The organism is Psychrobacter sp. 1U2, from assembly GCF_051847575.1.
The window spans coordinates 1-1486 of sequence record NZ_JBPYDC010000185.1; the positions used below are offsets into that span (position 1 = coordinate 1).

General features: G+C 38.2%; 2 protein-coding genes. Both read right to left on the reverse strand.

Annotated elements, in window-relative coordinates; genetic code table 11:
* Nucleotides 1-191: hypothetical protein (locus ACS8FD_RS14310; RefSeq protein WP_439276352.1), on the reverse strand; the 191-nt coding region annotated here is incomplete at its 3' end.
* A 268-nt stretch (nucleotides 192-459) separates the two neighbouring features.
* Nucleotides 460-1486, reverse strand: a 1027-nt coding sequence (locus ACS8FD_RS14315; protein WP_439276353.1) for a DUF1501 domain-containing protein, incomplete at its 5' end; no start/stop codon positions are given.

Consider the following 1486-nt stretch of genomic DNA (forward strand, 5'->3'; position numbering starts at 1 on the left):
GCGAAATATTGATTATACCAATGCTGAAATTCGCCGGCTTTATCTCCACTATTTTCACCAATTTCAAACATCGCGGCGATAAATACTTTTACTTTGATCTCATCTTCAGGAGTTTTAGCTTGCGCACTACTACAGAACATAAGCATGGTAGTAAAAAAGGATAAATAGAAAAAACGTTCTTTTATAAACATGTTTGATGCCTATTTGAAATATGGGGTTCTAGGTTAATTGTTTGATTAGAAGTAGCTAAAATTTCTGCTAAAACTAGGAGAGTTTACTTTGCGTAGAATAACATAATCTGCAAATAGGCTGCAGAGGGCGGTATGCACTACTACTGTTTATTATAAAGGTAATACAACGAACCTAAAACGATAAAGCTTGCCAAAATTGAATCCTGGCAAGCTTTATTGCTGTTATAACGTTCAAACACCTTTCATAAAATGCTTTTTTAAAAACTAATCAGCTAGACATAAAGCCTAAATCTTGATTATTGAATTTATGCAAATTCGGCGCTACCATGGTTAGATTATTATCTGAGACACCAAACCATTTAGCCAAAGTCGCTGAATACTGATCGATAGATGTCGTAGGTAACCACGCACCTTCACCGACATCAATGGCTGTATTTAGACCTATCTCTGGAGCTTGACCATAAAAATCTCTACCTTTTACAGCGCCGCCCATAATGAAATGGTGACTTCCCCAGCCGTGCTCTGATCCGTTACCATAGCTATTCAAAGTTCGACCGAACTCTGACATCGTGAAAGTGGTAACATTTTGAGAAACGCCTAACTCTTCAGTAGCTTCATAAAAACTTCCTAATGCATCATCAAGTAGACGCATCAACGTATCATGTCGCCCAAGTAGATCATTATGTGTGTCGAACCCTTTAAGTTTCACAAAGAATATTTGACGTTTGGCACCCAGCTTATCTCGTGCTTTGATAAGTGATGCTACTGTTTTTAACTGTTGCGCTAATGTATTTTCGGCTGAAAATTCAGTTGAAATAGTTTTTGCGTCTTGGATGGCAGATAACATCATTGATTCATTGGTGGAGTTTGCAACTGTACTGTCATCGGACGAAGTAAATAAACTACTTAGTGCTTCTGAAAAGGTCGTCGTACCAGATACTGATGACCCTTCTTCAATACCTCCAGTAATTTTGAGACCATCAGAGGTAACTGTCAATGGGTTGGTCTTTTCGCCAGTTAGAAATACATTATCATCATCGGTACTGATACAAGAAAACGTTCCATGGGAGTTTTGTTTTATGATTGCATCACCAATTCTTCCACCCCAGCCTTCTCTAAAAGAATCCGACGCGGTGCTTTGCCAGTTTTGTTTTTGATTATAGTGAGCAAATAAGCCTCTGGGTAACGCTACTGATCGATTCTTGTACTGATCCATTGAGGTAGGTTGCACTAAAGATCCTACGTTTTGTAAAACTGCCAGTTTTTTTAAGTGAAACAAGCTATTTAGACGCTTA